Genomic DNA, 15,355 nt, shown 5'->3' with positions numbered 1-15,355 from the left:
TGATAACTGATTGCTGAAACCAGACGTCCAACATCTCGCGTCTGATAACTGAAAACCATTAGCTTTGCCGCCATGTGGCTTATTGGTATCACCGCTTTTTTATTCCTGGCTTATGCGATCCTTATCCTGTTTTACACCAGGAGCTGGAAACAAATACCCTTGCAGGTTCTAACGAAAACAGCCCCGGGTACACCACCAACCTTCTCAATAATCATTCCCGCCCGCAATGAGGAGCAACATATTATCCGTTTACTAACATCTATCAAAGAACAGACCTATTCTTCTGCGCATTTTGAAGTGATCGTTGCCGATGATCATTCCGATGATTCCACAGCAGCCCTTGTTGAAGCATTTATAACCAACGGCGAAGGGCGGCCTCCAATACGGCTGCTCTCCTTAAAAAACGACGCGATCAATTCTTATAAGAAGAAAGCTATTGAAACAGGGATTGCCGCAGCGATAAATGAATGGATCATTTGCACAGATGCAGATTGTATAGTACCCGCTCAGTGGTTGCAAAGTTTTGCAGAAACAATAAAAAAAACGGATCCCGTTTTTATAGCCGCCCCTGTTGCCTTCCTTGAAGAAGGTTCCCTGGTTAATCTTTTCCAGGACCTTGATTTTCTTACCCTGCAGGGCATCACCGGTGCATCCGTTTATAAAAATGTGCACACCATGTGCAACGGCGCCAACCTGGCCTACCAACGAAAAGTATTTTATGAAGTAGAAGGATTCAAGGGTATTGATACGATTGCCTCGGGCGATGATATGCTGCTGATGCATAAAATATGGAAATGCTACCCCAAAAAAATTCAATACCTGAAATCAAAAGAAGCCATTGTACGAACAGAAGCGGCGGCCAACTGGAAGGCTTTTATTAACCAGCGCATCCGCTGGGCCAGCAAGGCCACCAGTTATGATGATAAGCGTATTTTTTCTGTATTGATCCTGGTATATCTTTTTAATTTTTCGTTCCTGGTCTTATTGATTGCAGGCTTTTTCAATAAGATCTATTTTTACGCATTTCTTGCAGGGTGGCTTTTAAAAACAATAGTGGAGCTGCCTTTTATAACCAGCGTGGCTTCTTTTTTCAACAAACAACAACGATTAATTTTCTTCTTCATCTTTCAGCCCCTGCATATCGCGTATACCATACTTGCCGGTTTTTTAGGCAGCTTTGGCAAGTATGAATGGAAAGGAAGAAGGGTGAAATAATCTTACATTTGAAATCCATGCAGCTTTTCTCAATATTCCGTCAACCGGCCTGGAAACGGCTCCGCAAAAATAAAGGGGCGCTTATTGGGTTATCCGCAATCCTTCTTTCAGTTTTCATTGCTATCTTTTGTTATTTCCTGGCAGAAGATGCATCGCCCTATGCCAACCGCATTATCTTAGAAATAGGCGGCTCAAAGCCGGGATTCCGTCAAACCTTTTTATTATTAAAAAAGGAAAACCCACCCGCAGTGGCGGGATTTTTTGAACGCCTTATCAATGGCAAACCCGATCAGTACGACTACATACCGGTCAATCATTACACTATTACAAAGGACAGCATTATTGTTGACAAATTTATTGATGAGGGTGTAAGTGAGCGCCTGGGGTTCTCAAGAGCCCGAACCTCTTTGCAACCGGTTGTTACTAAAACATTCTGGCTGGGAACGGACAGTTATGGCCGGGACATACTCAGCCGGCTTATTGTAGGCACACGGGTAAGTTTAAGCGTGGGCATTATAACCGTGCTGATCTCCATCAGCATTGGTTTGATGCTGGGGTCGCTTGCGGGATTTTACCGGGGTAAAATGGATGATGTTATTATGTGGTTCATCAACGTTATCTGGAGCATTCCTACTTTATTACTGGTCTTTGCCATTACGCTTGCTTTGGGAAAAGGTTTTTGGCAGGTATTCATTGCCGTTGGATTAACGATGTGGGTAAATGTAGCACGCCTGGTGCGCGGGCAGGTTTTAGCCGTAAGAGAACTGGAATATATTGAAGCAACAAGAGCGCTTGGCTTCAATGATATGCGGATCATTATGCGGCATATATGGCCCAATATTATGGGACCGGTATTGGTTATTGCTGCTGCCAACTTTGCCTCCTCTATCGTTATTGAAGCGGGGCTTAGTTTCCTCGGCGTTGGTGTACAACCTCCGCAACCCAGTTGGGGGCTGATGATCAAGGAGAATTATAATTTCATCATTACACAAAACCCAATGCTGGCGCTGGCTCCCGGCTTTGCAATCATGATCCTGGTATTAGCCTTTAATCTTTTCGGCAACGGGTTACGGGATGCGTTAAATGTAAAAGGGAAATTGTAAGGCAGTTCATGGTTCATGGCACACTATGAACTATGTGCTATCAACTATGACCTTATGAACTAATCCAGTACCCGTACATTCCTCGAAAAGCTTTCCTCAAGCGAGATCAGGGTTTCTGTTCTTTCAATTCCTTTTATCTTCTGCAATTTTTCATGTAATACCACGCGCAGCTCGCTAATATCTTTACAAATAATTTCGGCAAACATGCTGTAATTCCCCGTGGTGTAATTTAACCGCACCACTTCTTTTAATTTGTATAATTCTTTGGCAACAGAATCATACAGGGAACTTTCTTTCAGATAAATTCCGATAAATGCAATAACATCATAGCCTAAAAGCTTTAAATCTGTGTTTAATTTCGTACCTTTCACAATACCATCCTTTTGCAATTTTTTAATACGCACGTGAATGGTTCCGCCAGATACAAATAATTTTTTACCAAGATCTGCATAGGAAATTTCAGCATCTTCCATCATATGCTGAATGATCTGGAGATCCAGTTTGTCGAGATTCAATTTATTGTTCATTTAGGCAATATTGATTTTAAATAATTTAACAATCATTGCAAATATTTAAACATTTTCTATATTTTCAAAATTTTTCTTGAATTATTTGGAATCACATGGTCAAAATGGGTATTTTTGTTCTATCAAACGCTGTAAAAAGCGGTTCTTTTACATTGTGGGGTGATGAAATTTTTGGCAGACATGCCCTCTTGTCTCGGGGGTGAGGAGTCCAGGATAAACACAGCATAGAGCCGGTTTCTGCTTCGGTTGAAACCGACCGGGGTTGACCACCACGGATTTTGTGTTGCGGCTAACTGCCTCGTGGAGGTTCGAGCCCTCCCCCTACAGCATTATTTAAACCCTTGCAGCTTCGGTTGTGAGGGTTTTTTATTGCCCGGAAATAAATCGGTAGAAAGTATATTATCTATACCCAATCCGTTTCCGGTCTTTCCAGGCATCTTCTTTGGCTTTCTTTTCAGCTTCTGTGTCCAGCATATTTTCCAAAGCCTCATATATCTGCCCTAGTTGGGCATCATGCACATCAATACGTTCATGTAATTCCGTTCTCAAATTTTTCAGTTGTTGTATAAAATCTTTATGCTCTATGGCTAATTGCCGTAAACTTATAAAGGCCCGAACAATGTCAATATTCATTTCTATAGCTCTGCCACTGTTTAAAACAGATGCTAACATCGTTACACCATGTTCGGTAAAAGCAAAAGGCAGGTATTTTGAATGCCGCCCTCTTTTCGAAGCAATCCTTTGCCCATCAGCAGCAACAGGATTGTTTAAGGACGCAATTTGCGACCTTAAACAATCCGCTGCGGTAGCGGCTTCGGTGTCATTTCCAGAGCTCAAATCCAAACAATGCGCCTTTAACTGCTCGTATTCCACTTTGGTAAGCTCAAACATAAAATCTTCCGGAAAGCGTTTTTTATTTCGTCTTACGGCCTCTTTCAGTCTTTTGGTCTCAATTTGGTACAGACTGGCCAGATCAAAATCGAGCATAACGCGTTGTCCCTTTATCTCATAAATTCTTTGCTGAATAACAGTCAATTGCATTGTGTTTTTCTTTATTGAGTATTACAAAATAGGGTTAGCACCTCTAATCTACAAAAAATTTTCGAAAAGCATCTGAAGCCAAAACACCCTTTAAATTACCTCTCCATTGCCTGCCCCATTTTGATTATCTTTGTTCGCTATGCAGGATTTAGTTCAGAAGCTTCAGATATATAAATCAGAGATCGGTGAATATACGGCCACAGACGAACCGTCTGTGGAAGCCTTTCGCATTAAATGGCTGGGATCCAAAGGCCTGGTAAAAACCGTGATGGGGGCCATGAAAGATGTGCCCGTTGAGCAAAAGAAGGAGGCCGGTCAACTATTGAACGACTTTAAACTATTTGTTGAGGCAAAATTCAGCGACCTGAAAGAGGCTGCTACTGCTTCCTCCGGCGGAGCCGAAAAGGCAAGACCCGATCTTTCCTTACCCGGCGATACCATTGCGCTGGGCAGCCGCCACCCTATTACTTTAATGCGCAATAAAATTATATCCATCTTTCAGCGGCTGGGATTTGCGGTAGCGGAAGGCCCTGAGATTGAAGACGACTGGCACAATTTCACCGCGCTGAATATGCCTGCCCACCACCCGGCCCGTGATATGCAGGACACTTTTTATGTGGACGCTGGTTCTAACAGCGCCGTGGATTGGCTGTTACGCACCCACACCAGCAATACGCAGATCCGTGTTATGGAAAAAGGCGTGCTGCCCATTCGGGTTATTTGCCCCGGTCGTGTATACCGTAATGAAACCATCAGTGCCCGCAGCCACTGCTTCTTTCACCAGGTAGAAGGCCTGTATATTGATGAGAATGTTTCCTTTGCCGACCTGAAACAAACCCTTTATTTCTTCGTAAAGGAAATGTATGGCGGCGACGTGCGCGTGCGCTTTCGCCCGTCCTATTTCCCGTTTACGGAACCCAGCGCGGAAATGGATGTAAGTTGTTTCATCTGTGGCGGCAAGGGCTGTAATATTTGTAAAAAAACCGGTTGGGTGGAGATCCTGGGATGTGGTATGATACACCCGAATGTTTTGCAAAACTGTGGCATTGACCCCGAAAAATATACCGGATTTGCCTTTGGAATGGGCGTGGAACGACCGGCTATGTTAAAATATGGCATTAATGATATCCGTCTTTTCAGTGAAAATGACGTGCGATTTTTAAGACAATTTACCAGTGCCACCTGAAATGGATTGTATTAAATATTTTTATTTAAACTAATGGAAAAAGAACAATTAAAACAACAGGTAAAGGAACAGATCATTAAATTTCTGAATCTGAATAGTGTAAAACCTGAGGAAATAAAAGATGATGAGCCCTTGTTCGGCGAGGGGCTGGGGTTGGATTCTATTGATTCTATCGAGTTGATCGTAATGCTCTCCAGGGAATATGGAATTAACATCCAGGATCCCAAAGAAGGCCGGAAGATATTGACTACTGTAAACACGATGGTGGATTATATCGATCAACATCGCACTAAATAAAGTAAGTTTTGGGCGCTGTTATCGTTACAGGTATCGGGCTTTTTTCGGCCATTGGTGCATCCGTAGCCGAAAACCGGGAAGCACTGATCAACGGGTGCACCGGTATTGGGGAAGCCAGCCATTTTCCCTCCAGGTATGCCGAAACAATGCCGTTTGGCGCAATAAGATCCGATACTGACACACTGGCTTCTTTACTGACCGAAAGAACCCCACAAGCTACCAGGACAGACCTGATCGGCTTAAAGGCAATGACAGAAGCAATTGCCGACGCACAACTTTCCGAAAAAACGCTTATGGCAAACACCACCGCGCTGATCGGCGCCAGTACGGTTGGCGGCATGTGCCTCACAGACGAGATGTATCGCGATGCCAATAATCCGGACCCATCATCCGACAGCCCTTACCTGGAAGCCTATTCCAATAGCGCGTGCACTTTATTTCTGCAGACTTATTTTAATATCGGGGGACCCGTAAACACGTTCAACACTGCCTGTTCTTCTTCCGCTAATGCCATTATGTATGGCGCACGCCTGTTACAAAACGGGTTGGCGACAAAAGCGATAGTGGGAGGTATCGACAGCCTTTCGAAATACACGGTAAATGGGTTCAATTCATTAATGATCCTCTCTCCGGAAGCCTGCAGGCCCTTTGATGCGAACCGGAAGGGATTAAACCTGGGAGAGGCCGGTGGCTTTTTGGTACTGGAACGGGCAGAAGACCTCCCACCAGGTAAAAAAGTTTATGCCGTTGTAAAAGGGTTTGGCAACAGCAATGACGCCTATCACCCTTCGTCTACCTCGGAAAACGCGGACGGGCCTTATTTATGCATGAAAGAAGCGCTTAAAACCGCCAATCTAAATCCTTCGGATATCGATTTTATAAACGCCCACGGCACGGCAACGGAAAATAACGACGAAACGGAAAGCGTAGCCATGTTACGTCTGTTCGAAAAAGTACCTGCCTTTGCCAGCACCAAATCCTATACGGGTCATACATTAGGCGCCGCGGGAGCCGTGGAAGCCATTTTCAGCATCCTGAATCTTCACCACCAGGAAGTATACCCTTCACTTAATTTTGAAACCCCGATTGAAAAAACGGGATTAACGCCTGTTTTAAGCTATCAGCAAAAAGAATTAAATTATGTAATGTCCAATTCTTTTGGATTCGGAGGCAATTGCAGCTCGCTGATTTTTGGCAGATATTGAATTTGTAAATGTTCCATTGTTACCCGATGCGGGATACCTGATACTGGATTCAATATAAAATATTCATGGGGCGTACGTTCAGATGCTTTGCACCTCAATCAAAAAATATCAAAAGGGACACACATTGAATATTATTGAAATAAGGCCCTTTTACATTTCTTATTCATTATTTTTTATTCTTCATTTTATCGGTTTACCCGCTATCAGCCTGCTAAGCTCCCAACAAAATCACGCACGGCCTTTTTCAGCAATTGTTCCTCCTGCGGAGCGCTGAGCCGGCAATTTGATTGTTGCGCCCGTTCCAGCAAGGCGTACAAATCAAAATCATCCTGGGAAGCCGTAATGATGCTACCGGATCCCGCCAGCAATGCCGCAAGGTATTCCTGTTCCGTTTGCCCCGGCGTGGGCACCATGATCGCTTTGGCCCCCACCACACACACATCCATTACCGTACTGTAGCCGCTCCTGCATACGACCACAGCGGCTTCCGCCAGGCAACGGTTTAGTTCCTTTGCAGGCAAATGATCGTACACCACAATATTAGGGAGCGCTGGCACCTGCGGCCCCTTACCATCAGGAAGCCCCCTTACAACAACAAAAGACAATTCTGTTGGGCGCAGTTGACTAAAAATCAGCCGCTCGAATAACGATCGTTGCGGCTCGGGACCGGACAGCAGGATCAATACCATTTTTTTTGGCTCACCGGCAATTGCCGGTTGCATCCTGGATAAGGGGCCGGTATACGTGCAGGAAATCGATGGCATTTTTGGAGGATGCGACAGCGCGCCGGCCAGCCCCGGTGACGCTTCAAAATCCGGGATCCAGCAATGGGTAAACCGGTTGATCCGGCTATAATTCATTTTCCGGGTCAACAGGCCAGCCGGGCTTCCCAGGGGCGTCTGAATATTTAACTGGTGTGTAATAAAAACGGAAGGAACCTTTTTGTGATATAACCCAAACCGGTTGTCGCTGATAATACCATCGATCCTATGAGTATTTACAATCTTTTTCAACCATTCATTTTCTCTTCGTATGGCTTTGGCAATGCGGGGTAATTGACGGGCTATGGTGGCCAAAAAACGATTTCCTTTTTTGGAATAATGCACATTATAGCCTTCGAGATCAATAAAAGTGAGCTGGGGAAATTCCTGTTTCAGTAAATAAACCTGAGTAGTATTTCCTGCAATAATAATAGTACAATTATTATTTATTAATTCCCAAATTATTGGAATACATCGTGTTGTATGTCCCAGTCCCCAGTCGAGCGGCGCTACAAGAATATTTTTTTTTCTTACACCCGGCATACCAAAAATTTGATTATTAAAATTCTGATAAAATAGGAATAATAGTTGTTTTAACTAATAAAAAAAATTAACTTTAGTATTACAATTTTTATGACGTATTAAATGAACGATTACAGCCGCGATATTATCTTCCTGCTAAGAGAGACCTGCTTTACAAAAGAATATTTAAAGCAGGAAATGAGTTTTGTTCATAAAATTGTGGCCTCCGTGGATAATAACGATACGTTCTGCAGCGCGCATGAGTTAGTAAAGCGCAATCGTATCACCAATAAAAGAAAACCTATTGTAAAAGCGATAAGCCGTACACGGCTGAAATCTTTTTATTTTCTTCTTAATAAGAACTAGAGTTACAAGTTTACAGGTTGAAAAGGGGGGCTTTAATAATAGTTCCCTTATCAATCTTTAGGCAACTCATTATAAACCTTTAAACTTATCAACTTCTTTCTCTTTCGGGCCTCTGGCCCATTACATCTTTATTTCCTCATTTTCCTTATTGAAAAACCGGTATTCAACCAGTTGGTAAGCGCTATTGGGTTCCAGTTTTATTTTTTGGCCGAATTTTTTATTCCACTTCGACAGCTTGCTGTTGAACCACCAGCCTTTAGTAAGATAGGCATACATGATAGGATGCACCACCAGTTTTAAACCTGTATGCCGGTGCGTGATCAGGTAATTCAGGTTCTTCTCCATTTCATCTTCGAGGATCAGCGAAGACCCGATCTTCCCGGTGCCGTTACAAGTGGGGCAAATTTCCTGGGTATTGATATTCACTTCGGGACGCATCCGCTGCCGCGTGATCTGCATCAGCCCAAATTTCGAAATCGGTAAAACAGAATGCCTGGCGCGGTCCGTCTTCATGAACTCTTCCATTTTTTCATAAAGCGCTCTTTTATTCTCCGCCAGTTTCATATCTATGAAATCGACTACGATAATACCGCCTATATCTCGTAGCCGCAGTTGCCTGGAAATTTCTTCAGCAGCTTCCAGGTTGGTGGCCAGTGCGTTTTGTTCCTGGTTATTGCCAACATTTTTGTAGCCGCTGTTTACATCAATCACGTGCAGGGCTTCGGTATGCTCAATGATGAGGTAAGCGCCGCTGTTCAGATTGACGGTTTTGCCAAAAGAAGCTTTTACTTGTTTGGTAATACCAAAGGAATCGAAAATGCCGCCGGGGCTCTGGTATAAAGAAACGATCCCCTCTTTTTCCGGGGCTATTTTTTGAAGATAGCTTTTGGTTTCGTTATAAACGTTCTTTGAGTTTACGATGATCCGGTTAAAATCCGCGTTGAGCAGATCCCTCAAAATACTATTTGTCTTATTTTGTTCACTCAGGATCTTTGCCGGGGCTACCGCACCTTTCAGGTTCTGTTCAATTGTTTTCCAGGAGTTCAGCAGGTTCGTCAGGTCTTCGTAAAGTTCTGCCGTATTTTTTCCTTCGGCCGCCGTGCGTACAATAACGCCAAAGTTCCTGGGTCGTACCGCTTCAATGATCTTTTGCAGGCGCTTGCGCTCTTCTGAAGAATGGATCTTTTTGGAAACAGCAACAATATTATTGAAAGGGGTAATTACAATATATCTTCCCGGGAGGGATAATTCACAACTCAGGCGCGGGCCTTTTGCCGCGATAGGCTCTTTCAGTATCTGCACCAGGATATGTGGCTTTCCGCCAAGCACTTCTGTAATTTTCCCGGTTTTGATAATTTCCGGTTCTATTTCAAATTTTGAAAAATCCATTACCGTATCGCCCTGGGCTTTCATCGCCTGTTGGGTAAACTTCAGTAATGATTTTACGTAAGGGCTTAGGTCGGTATAATGCAGGAATGCGTCTTTTTCATAGCCCAGGTCAATAAAAGCCGCGTTGAGCGCAGGCATTAATTTTTTTACCTTCCCGAGGTATAAATCTCCCACGGCAAACTGCGAATCCGTTTTTTCGTTGTGTAATTCTACAAGTTTGCTATTCTCCAGCAATGCTATATCTACACCCGCAGGGGTGGCATTAATAATAAGGTCCTTATTCATGAGAAACCACCATGAGTACTCATCTTGATAGTGTTAAAGAATAACCAGCTAACAGCATAATGAAGGCACAATAAGATCAAACTAAATGGCAGCAGAAACGTTAGCATACATGCCCATCATTACCCAAACCGGTATACCGGCAAAATAAGTAACAGGTAATTTGCATATTCAGATTACCTGTTACTTCTATACCCAAAAAGAAAACGAGTTCTTATTTTCTTTTCTTATGACGATTTTTTCTTAGTCTTTTTTTACGTTTGTGTGTCGCAATTTTATGACGTTTTCTTTTTTTACCACAAGGCATACTCAATAACTTTTTTAATGATTTTTAAATAATTATTTTACTTCTTTAGTTCTTCGATCCTTTTCTCCAGTTCTTCTTTCAGATCCTTCCGTTGTACCAGCTTTGCCGCTTTGGAATAAAGGGCTGCCGCCTGGGGCTTATCCCCGTCCTTTTCGAACAGGTCGCCCAACATCAGGATCGCCTGAAGATTCTGGGGTTGCATTCTCAAAACAGTTTCCAAACGTTCTTTTGCCTTTTCCTTTTGACCACTCATAAGGGAAGCCGTGGCCAGGGTCATTTGCGCATAAACATTATTGCTGTCTTTTTCAACAACTTCTCTGATCTTTCCAATACCTTCCATCGGGGAGCCCAGGCCACCATAAAGATAAGTGGCGCCCAGGCCAACTTTTGCAGAATCATTTGCCGCATTCAGCTCCAGCGTCTTCTCAAAAAGATCCGCTGCCTGTTCCGCCATCCAATGCCGCTGTGCGTCATTGTCCTGCCGCGTCAACTGATTCAGGAATAATTGGCCTGCAAAATTGAGCTTTTTTTCTGAATTTTCCAATCGGGCTGCCTGTGCCGTGTACCAGGCAAAGGGAATAAAGGCTTGCGCCGTATCCCGCCAGAAATTCGCTAAATGCTGATATACATCCAGTTGCTGCTGTTTAACAGCGCCGCGTGTAATGCTTTTCTCCAGTAAATCCAGGCGTAGTGCCTGTTCGGGTTTCAGTTCTTTTTTTGATACAGCCAGCACGGTATCAATAGAAAAACCAGCAACAGCGCCTTCAGATGCAGTGTCGCCTTTTTCAGCCATAGCGGGCGCGGTTTTAGCGCCAGGTCTGGGTATAGTACGCCCAAATGCCAAAAGCACTATTAAGGCCACTACCGCCACTGTTGCTGTTATAATCTGGGGTTTCTTCACCTATCCGTTAAATTGGACGGCAAAGGTAACGCAATTGAGTGTAAAACGAAGATTTTTTAAAGAATTCTAGTCATCTGCATCTTCACCAGGGCCTTGGTCAGGCTTTGGCTCCACGAGCTTTTTTACCTCGGCTGTGAATTCTTTAGCCGGTTTAAATGCAGGAATGTAGTGCTCCGGAATATGTACGGCTACATTTTTTTTGATGTTTCTACCGATCTTAGCAGCCCTTTTTTTGGTAATAAAACTACCAAACCCCCGGATATAGATATTTTCACCGGAAGCCAGCGTGTCCTTAACTTCTTTAAACATGTTTTCCAAAGTAACGAGTACGTCCACTTTGGGAATACCTGTTTTATCTGAAATCTTGTTTACTAAATCCGCTTTTCGCATAGTTTTTAATATTAAAATAATTCAATGCCTGTTGCTTTGTAAAGTTATAGCAAGAAGTGTGCAAAACTTTAATAAATAACTTACAATCAATTATTAATCCAATTTTTATAAAATTGAGGATTTTTGAGGTAATTTACGAAAATAAATTGAGAAAACATTGAATAACAATAATTTTCAACATATTCTGGCACTATGGAACCAAACAGAGAACACCCGTCAAATGCCCTGGAAAGGACAAAAGGACCCGTATAAGATATGGTTGAGTGAGGTGATCCTGCAGCAAACCCGTGTGGAGCAGGGATTAAACTACTACAAAAATTTTATAAAAAATTACCCGACTATCGGCGACCTGGCCAATGCTTCAGAAAAATCAGTTTTTAAACTTTGGGAAGGGCTGGGCTATTATTCCCGCTGTAAAAACCTGATTTTCACCGCAAAATTAATAAGCAACGAAATGGGCGGTGTTTTTCCGGATACCTATGAATCGATATTAAAATTAAAAGGCATCGGTCCCTACACCGCCGCGGCAATCGCCTCTTTTGCATTCAACCTGCCTCATGCCGTGCTGGACGGCAATGTTTTCAGGGTGCTGTCACGGATCTTTGGTATTGGGGAACCGATTGACATGCCTTCCGGAAAAAAAATATTTTCGGCATTGGCTGAAAAATTGCTGAACAAACAAGAGCCGGGCATTTACAATCAGGCTATTATGGATTTTGGAGCCACCGTTTGCAAACCCGCAGCGCCGCTTTGCGTCCAATGCCCTTTCCAAAAACACTGTGTCGCTTTCAAAAAAGAGTTGGTTACCGGGCTCCCCGTAAAAAGCAAAAAAATTGCCGTCCGCACCCGCTATTTTTATTATTTGATCCCTCTCTTCCGCAATACGGTCCCCGTTCGGGAACGGACGGGAAAAGATATCTGGCAACATTTATATGAATTTCCAATGATTGAAACCACAGTTGCCCGGGCTCCCAAAGCCATTATTAGCAAAGGAATTAAAAAAGGGTGGATCGATGAGGGAACCATTACTGACATCAGCTCTGCCTTTTCCCAAAAACTCAGTCACCAGGTTATTAAATCGGTGTTTATCTCCTGCAAAGTCAATCGCAGGCCTGAAGCGCTTCAATCCTTCCAATGGGTATCGAAACGGGCATTAAAAACCCTGCCTTTTCCCAAAACCATTACCCAGTACTTAAACCGGTCATAATTTTTTGTTTATCCACCCAAAAAAATTACTTTTAGTTAGATTTTTGTGTGAACCTTTGTCAAATTAAACAGGAAATATACACTATGAGAGGAGTTAACAGAGTTATGCTGATTGGAAATTTAGGAAAAGACCCCGATGTACAAACACTGGAAGGTAATATTGCGGTAGCAAAATTTCCGCTGGCCACAACAGAAACCTTCAAAGACCGGACCGGCAAATTGATTTCCCAAACCGAATGGCACACCGTTGTATTGTGGCGCGGGCTGGCGGAGCTGGCTCAGAAATTTTTACACAAATCGAGTCTCGTCTATATTGAAGGGCGTTTAAGAACCCGCAGTTGGGAAGACAAGGATGGTGTAAAAAAATATGTAACGGAAGTGGTGGGTGAAAACCTTATTATGCTTGATAAAAAAGCGGAGGGCACTCCTTCGCCCGATGAGCAACACGGCATTGAAGGATTTGACTTACATCCTTTTTAAGCATCTTTAAAGTTGGCTGACGTTAAAAGGTCCCTTTACGAAAACTACAATTTTGGAACATTTGTTTACCGTATTTATTCTTTCAGATGTGGCGCCGGGGCAATTGCCTGTTGGCATTCAAAATGCCACTTTTCTGGCGGTGGCATTGGCGTTGCTGGTGATCATTTCTTTTTCTATTGCCGGTTCGCAGGCGGCCATATTTTCTCTCGATGAAAAAGATATTGATGTTTTAAAAACCAAGCAACAATCTTCTGCGAAAAGGATCCTGAACCTGCTGGAAGAGCCCAAGGAGGTTTTTGCCTCCATGCTGATTGCCAAAACCCTGGTAAACATTTGCATTGTGGTATTGACCAATTACCTGATCAGCTATTATGTTCCGTCAACCTACCTCGACACGGCCATTGGTATTTTTTTAAAATTTGCCATTATCGCGTTTTCCGTGTTATTCCTGGTGGAAATATTTCCGCGGGTGTGGGCGGCTCAAAATAACCTGCGTTTCGCATTTGAATGGCCGGTGCTTATTATGATTGTTGAAGCGATTTACCTGTTGCTGCGGCGCATCAGCCGGTGGACGGTTGCGGTTGCCGACGGATTCAGCCGTACCGTGGGCGCCAACAAAGCGGAAGAAACCAATAGCCAGCAACTGGACGAAGCCATAGAGGTACAAACGGACGAAATATCCCCGGAGGAAAAAAATATCATGAAGGGGATTGTCAAATTCGGCAAGATCTCTGTAAAAAAAGTAATGCGCAGCCGGTTGTATGTAAGCGGTGTGGAATACAATACTTCTTTTGAAGCACTCATAAAAAAAGTAGAACGCCTGCATTACTCCCGGCTTCCGGTTTACAAAGGCAGCCTGGACGAGATTGCCGGCGTATTAAATACAAAAGACCTGATCCCTTATCTTAATGACCCAACCGGATTGGGCGACTGGCATGTAAAAATACGACCGCCGTATTTTGTACCGGAAACAAAATTGATTGAAGACCTGCTGCTGGATTTTCAAAAGCGGCATATTCATTTTGCAGTTGTGGTGGATGAGTTTGGCGGTACCAGCGGTATTGTTACCATGGAGGATATTATTGAAGAAGTGATTGGCGAGATCAAGGATGAATTTGATGACGACGATCTGATGATCAATAGGATTGACGACAACAATTATATTTTTGAAGGGCGCACGATGCTGCACGATATGTGCAAAGCAATGAGGCTACCCATTGAGACCTTCGATGCCGTGCGGGGCGACAGTGAATCTCTGGGCGGCCTGATCAACGAACTTTCCGGTGAGCTTCCCCATGCGGGAGACGTTGTAAAAACCGGTGATTTTGCTTTTACCGTTATGGAAACGGAAAAAAACCGGGTTAAAACCGCAAAGGTTACACTTACGCTTACAGGGAACTAATAAAACAGAACTTAAACATTAAAAAAATACAAGGCTATATAAAAACCGGAAGTGAATGTGTTGCCGGTAAAGCGGAAAGGGGTTGTTTTTTAATTGCCCTTAAGGTACCGCCGCACCGCCTTCCCGACAGCTATTGCTTTTGAGATAACCTCTTTTTACAAAAAAAAACTGAAGTGATCATAATTGAAAATAAATTAATAAGCGACGATGTAATAGACCATGCCTTTGTTTGCGATCTTTCCAAATGCAAGGGCGGTTGCTGTGAAGAAGGAGATGCCGGCGCGCCGCTTACCAAGGAAGAGCTGGACCTGGTGGACGAGTACTATCCCACCATCAAACCCTATCTTACCAAAGCGGCCGTCAAACAGATAGAGAAGAAAGGCAAATACCAGTACGATGAAGAATTTGGCTGGGTAACCCCTACGCTCCCCAGTGACAATGAGATTTGCGTATATGCCTACCGCGAACCCGATGGCCTGATCAAATGCGCCTTTGAACAGGCGTATAATGAAGGAAAGATCTCCTGGAAAAAACCCATCAGTTGCCACCTTTATCCCATCATCGCCTATGAGGGCAAGCACGGCGATTATGAACGGTTAAATTATGAACCGCGGAAAAGATTATGCAGTCCCGCCTGTGCCCTGGGGGAATCGTTGCAGGTACCCGTATATAAATTTCTAAAAGAACCGCTGGTAAGAAAATATGGCCAGGAGTTTTATGATGTGTTGGACCAGATAGCAAAACAAGGCGCAGCCGGCTCTGAAGAATAATCTTA

Annotated in this window: 16 protein-coding genes; 10 read left to right on the top strand and 6 right to left on the bottom strand. The window is 43.6% G+C overall.

What is annotated here, in order from left to right; translation table 11 throughout:
• Window positions 1–72 precede the first annotated feature (72 nt).
• Complete coding sequence (locus tag NIASO_RS15885; RefSeq protein ID WP_025299056.1) at window positions 73–1,215, top strand: glycosyltransferase; 1,143 nt, start codon at window positions 73–75, stop codon at window positions 1,213–1,215.
• A 17-nt stretch (window positions 1,216–1,232) separates the two neighbouring features.
• Window positions 1,233–2,318: an ABC transporter permease gene (locus tag NIASO_RS15880; RefSeq protein WP_008587522.1), complete on the top strand. Its 1,086-nt coding sequence runs from the start codon at window positions 1,233–1,235 to the stop codon at window positions 2,316–2,318.
• A gap of 59 nt (window positions 2,319–2,377) precedes the next feature.
• Here the strand turns inward: NIASO_RS15880 and NIASO_RS15875 are convergent, their stop codons facing one another.
• Complete coding sequence (locus tag NIASO_RS15875; protein WP_008587520.1) at window positions 2,378–2,845, bottom strand: Lrp/AsnC ligand binding domain-containing protein; 468 nt, start codon at window positions 2,843–2,845, stop codon at window positions 2,378–2,380.
• Window positions 2,846–3,244: 399 nt separating this feature from the next.
• On the bottom strand, window positions 3,245–3,886 hold the full coding sequence (locus NIASO_RS15870; protein ID WP_008587519.1) for an ORF6N domain-containing protein: 642 nt from the start codon (window positions 3,884–3,886) through the stop codon (window positions 3,245–3,247).
• Between the two features lie 139 nt (window positions 3,887–4,025).
• Between NIASO_RS15870 and pheS the strand changes: the two genes are divergently transcribed.
• Genes pheS through NIASO_RS15855 form a run of 3 tightly spaced genes read left to right on the top strand, consistent with a single transcriptional unit; the run spans window position 4,026 to window position 6,574 of the window.
• The gene (gene pheS, locus NIASO_RS15865) at window positions 4,026–5,072 is read left to right on the top strand and encodes a phenylalanine--tRNA ligase subunit alpha (RefSeq protein WP_008587517.1); all 1,047 of its coding nucleotides are present in this window, start codon (window positions 4,026–4,028) and stop codon (window positions 5,070–5,072) included.
• Window positions 5,073–5,105: 33 nt separating this feature from the next.
• Entirely contained in the window at window positions 5,106–5,369 is a 264-nt protein-coding gene (locus NIASO_RS15860; RefSeq protein ID WP_008587516.1) for a phosphopantetheine-binding protein, read from the top strand.
• An 8-nt stretch (window positions 5,370–5,377) separates the two neighbouring features.
• Complete coding sequence (locus tag NIASO_RS15855) at window positions 5,378–6,574, top strand: beta-ketoacyl-[acyl-carrier-protein] synthase family protein (protein ID WP_008587514.1); 1,197 nt, start codon at window positions 5,378–5,380, stop codon at window positions 6,572–6,574.
• A 203-nt stretch (window positions 6,575–6,777) separates the two neighbouring features.
• On the opposite strand, the gene NIASO_RS15850 is transcribed toward NIASO_RS15855, so the two are convergent.
• Window positions 6,778–7,878, bottom strand: coding sequence for a glycosyltransferase (locus tag NIASO_RS15850; protein WP_008587512.1), 1,101 nt, complete (start codon window positions 7,876–7,878; stop codon window positions 6,778–6,780).
• A 102-nt stretch (window positions 7,879–7,980) separates the two neighbouring features.
• Between NIASO_RS15850 and NIASO_RS15845 the strand changes: the two genes are divergently transcribed.
• Entirely contained in the window at window positions 7,981–8,223 is a 243-nt protein-coding gene (locus NIASO_RS15845; RefSeq protein ID WP_008587511.1) for a hypothetical protein, read from the top strand.
• A 120-nt stretch (window positions 8,224–8,343) separates the two neighbouring features.
• Here the strand turns inward: NIASO_RS15845 and NIASO_RS15840 are convergent, their stop codons facing one another.
• The 3 genes from NIASO_RS15840 to NIASO_RS15830 all read right to left on the bottom strand — a co-directional run bounded on the left by NIASO_RS15840 (window position 8,344) and on the right by NIASO_RS15830 (window position 11,492).
• Window positions 8,344–9,897, bottom strand: a complete 1,554-nt coding sequence (locus tag NIASO_RS15840; RefSeq protein WP_008587509.1) for an Rne/Rng family ribonuclease — start codon at window positions 9,895–9,897, stop codon at window positions 8,344–8,346.
• Window positions 9,898–10,238: 341 nt separating this feature from the next.
• Window positions 10,239–11,102 (bottom strand): tetratricopeptide repeat protein, encoded by an 864-nt coding sequence (locus NIASO_RS15835; RefSeq protein WP_025299055.1) that lies wholly within the window; start codon window positions 11,100–11,102, stop codon window positions 10,239–10,241.
• Between the two features lie 66 nt (window positions 11,103–11,168).
• Entirely contained in the window at window positions 11,169–11,492 is a 324-nt protein-coding gene (locus tag NIASO_RS15830) for an HU family DNA-binding protein (RefSeq protein ID WP_008587505.1), read from the bottom strand.
• Window positions 11,493–11,649: 157 nt separating this feature from the next.
• On the opposite strand from NIASO_RS15830, the gene mutY reads away from it, so the two are divergent.
• The 4 genes from mutY (at window position 11,650) to NIASO_RS15810 (ending at window position 15,350) form a co-directional block, all read left to right on the top strand.
• Window positions 11,650–12,699: an A/G-specific adenine glycosylase gene (gene mutY / locus NIASO_RS15825; protein WP_008587504.1), complete on the top strand. Its 1,050-nt coding sequence runs from the start codon at window positions 11,650–11,652 to the stop codon at window positions 12,697–12,699.
• Window positions 12,700–12,782: 83 nt separating this feature from the next.
• Window positions 12,783–13,178 (top strand): single-stranded DNA-binding protein, encoded by a 396-nt coding sequence (locus tag NIASO_RS15820; protein WP_008587502.1) that lies wholly within the window; start codon window positions 12,783–12,785, stop codon window positions 13,176–13,178.
• Window positions 13,179–13,230: 52 nt separating this feature from the next.
• Window positions 13,231–14,580: a gliding motility-associated protein GldE gene (gene gldE, locus NIASO_RS15815; protein ID WP_008587500.1), complete on the top strand. Its 1,350-nt coding sequence runs from the start codon at window positions 13,231–13,233 to the stop codon at window positions 14,578–14,580.
• Between the two features lie 173 nt (window positions 14,581–14,753).
• Entirely contained in the window at window positions 14,754–15,350 is a 597-nt protein-coding gene (locus tag NIASO_RS15810) for a DUF3109 family protein (protein ID WP_008587498.1), read from the top strand.
• Window positions 15,351–15,355: the final 5 nt, after the last annotated feature.

This window comes from Niabella soli DSM 19437 (assembly GCF_000243115.2).
GTDB lineage: Bacteria > Bacteroidota > Bacteroidia > Chitinophagales > Chitinophagaceae > Niabella > Niabella soli.
This window is presented reverse-complemented; position numbering and strand designations above follow the sequence as displayed.

Excerpts from the sequence above, each read along its gene's own strand:
- NIASO_RS15860 (WP_008587516.1), top strand. The coding sequence starts at position 5,106 with ATGGAAAAAGAACAATTAAAACAACAGGTAAAGGAACAGATCATTAAA.
- NIASO_RS15850 (WP_008587512.1), bottom strand. The coding sequence starts at position 7,878 with ATGCCGGGTGTAAGAAAAAAAAATATTCTTGTAGCGCCGCTCGACTGG.
- NIASO_RS15885 (WP_025299056.1), top strand. The coding sequence starts at position 73 with ATGTGGCTTATTGGTATCACCGCTTTTTTATTCCTGGCTTATGCGATC.
- NIASO_RS15875 (WP_008587520.1), bottom strand. The coding sequence starts at position 2,845 with ATGAACAATAAATTGAATCTCGACAAACTGGATCTCCAGATCATTCAG.
- NIASO_RS15845 (WP_008587511.1), top strand. The coding sequence starts at position 7,981 with ATGAACGATTACAGCCGCGATATTATCTTCCTGCTAAGAGAGACCTGC.
- pheS (WP_008587517.1), top strand. The coding sequence starts at position 4,026 with ATGCAGGATTTAGTTCAGAAGCTTCAGATATATAAATCAGAGATCGGT.
- NIASO_RS15880 (WP_008587522.1), top strand. The coding sequence starts at position 1,233 with ATGCAGCTTTTCTCAATATTCCGTCAACCGGCCTGGAAACGGCTCCGC.
- NIASO_RS15820 (WP_008587502.1), top strand. The coding sequence starts at position 12,783 with ATGAGAGGAGTTAACAGAGTTATGCTGATTGGAAATTTAGGAAAAGAC.
- NIASO_RS15870 (WP_008587519.1), bottom strand. The coding sequence starts at position 3,886 with ATGCAATTGACTGTTATTCAGCAAAGAATTTATGAGATAAAGGGACAA.
- NIASO_RS15840 (WP_008587509.1), bottom strand. The coding sequence starts at position 9,897 with ATGAATAAGGACCTTATTATTAATGCCACCCCTGCGGGTGTAGATATA.
- NIASO_RS15830 (WP_008587505.1), bottom strand. The coding sequence starts at position 11,492 with ATGCGAAAAGCGGATTTAGTAAACAAGATTTCAGATAAAACAGGTATT.